General features: G+C 58.0%; 2 protein-coding genes. Both read left to right on the plus strand.

Translation table 11 applies throughout. The features are described from left to right. On the plus strand, positions 1-259 hold a 259-nt coding region (locus ACS8YF_RS19470), incomplete at its 5' end, for a hypothetical protein (RefSeq protein WP_440851748.1). 1420 nt (positions 260-1679) lie between these two features. Then, positions 1680-1943, plus strand: coding sequence for a hypothetical protein (locus tag ACS8YF_RS19475; RefSeq protein ID WP_440851749.1), 264 nt, complete (start codon positions 1680-1682; stop codon positions 1941-1943). Positions 1944-2013 lie beyond the last annotated feature (70 nt).

A 2013-nucleotide genomic window follows, 5' to 3' on the forward strand; every position in this document is an offset into this window, starting at 1 on the left:
CATCAATCGATCGGATATTGACAAACAGGCGGCGCGACAACGCGCGCCGCAACGGGTGTGGGCATCAACCCCGCCAGCGCTGCACCCGCCATCGCCAGGCCGCGTCGAAGGCGCGGTTGACGGCTTGTTTCGATCGATTCGACGTCATGTGCGAAATCGTGCCGTATCTGGTTCGTTTTGCCAAGCCTGGGCCGCCATCGGGCGGCCCGGGGCGGGCGACAGAAGGTATCCACAGATCACACCGATGGCGCGGATGTGATGGCGAGGCTCGCGGCGCCCGGCGTTTGGGCCCGGCGAGAGGGGCGGGCCAGCACAGGCGAAACCGGGCAACCGCGGCGCGCCTCGACCCCGGACAAGTCGCATGCCATGCGCGGCGGGCTCCGCCCGGGACGCGTAGGTGCGTACGCGGCCGAGTGCTGCAGCCCTGCCGTGGAAATAGAGCGGCGGGCCGGCATATGTCCCCTATTTATTATCTGTTTCGCTAGACGTGATTCTCACGCGCCCGTTGTCGAAAAATTTTACAATCGAATTCACTGCCATAAGTTTTGGATTTTTTTGTTAAAAAAATTAATTGAAGGCAGCGACGTGGCTGATATGCGAGTTTTCTAGGAAAAACTGTCGAACGGCATTACAGTTTTATGTTCATGCCCGTATAAAGCTATCTAAATAATTGAAATCGCGTGAAATGATTATCTGGCACGGAATCTGCTCAAACCGCACTAATGCACGCGACCTCCGTCACGGGGCGGACCCGACGCTCTTCCGCCCCTATTCGGCCGATGCACGCGCACCTCGATATATTACGAACTGGAACGGGAGAAGCATTCGATGAAATGTCCAAACAAGTATCTCACTGCGCTGTCTGTCGCCATCGTTTTGGCGCTAGGCTTCGGCAGCGGTGCCCAGGCGACCCCGTTGAAACTTGATGTCAGCGCATTTACCGTCGGCTGGAATGGCTTCACGTTCAATATTCCTACGTTCACCGCCAGTGCCAACCTGAGTGACGGCGGGACTTGGAAATTCAGCACGCCATTCACTCTGAGCGCTCCAACCAGCCAGTCTGGCGCCAGGAGCGAGGGATCCGCCTGGAATTTCATGGCGACCCGGTCAGTAACTCTGAGTTCTGGATCGGTGTCCGCAAGCCCTCAGGCCTTGTCTCAGTCAGGCGCGCTGTCCTACACCAGGCGGGGAGTCGACGGAGGTGGGCCGAGTAACCCGACGTTGTTCCGAACTTACGCAAGTCTGACCAATTCGACGCCTCTCACATTCGTATTCTCGGGTTTGGGAACGTTCAAGGTGAACTTCGGGGGTGGTTCTGCACAGAGCTACTGTGAGACATATCCGATTGATCCAACGTGCCCCGGCGATCTCAGCTCGGCCAGCAGCACTCTCCCGGGCTCAGTTGTGTTCAATGCCGCTTCGAATGTCGCGGCCGTACCGGAGCCTCCGATATTGCCATTGTTCGGATTCGGCGTTGGCTTGTTGGTCCTCTGCCTCTTCCTGCGCCGTAGCAGGGCGAATACGCACAACCTCTGATCCGGCGATAGGGGCAAATCCACTCACTCGCTAAAATACGACCAGGATAAGGAGCGCTGAGCTGTGTCCCCGAGGTTCCCCCGCAACCATCACTTTATCGACAGCAAGTTATCGCTTCTTTGGGGTAGGCCGGAAGCGCGTGCATGACGGATGATGCCCTTCGTATCGACCAAAATGCGAAGGTCGCCATGCACGCCAGTGCAGTGTTGCAGACGTGGCTCGCGTCTGTCTTTTCCCGTTTGGATCAGCGTAACGTTCAGGCCGCATCCGAAGCGGTCTGTGCCGGTCTAAACGCTCGACGCCTGACGCTGATGGCCTTGGCGCGCCACGGGGCCGGATTCTCGCCAGATTGCGCCACCGCTCGAACGACTGGATCGATGGCTCAGCAATCGTTCGATGCAAGGTAAGCGATCCACAAACCCCATCATTCACAGGCGGCCAGGTTCATGGCTAAATCCTGTGCATGCAGGTTCCACG

It is taken from the genome of Salinisphaera sp. SWV1 (assembly GCF_052044155.1).
Lineage (GTDB): Bacteria > Pseudomonadota > Gammaproteobacteria > Nevskiales > Salinisphaeraceae > Salinisphaera.

Coding starts and splice junctions, on each gene's coding strand:
- ACS8YF_RS19475 (WP_440851749.1), top strand. CDS start 1,680: ATGACGGATGATGCCCTTCGTATCGACCAAAATGCGAAGGTCGCCATG.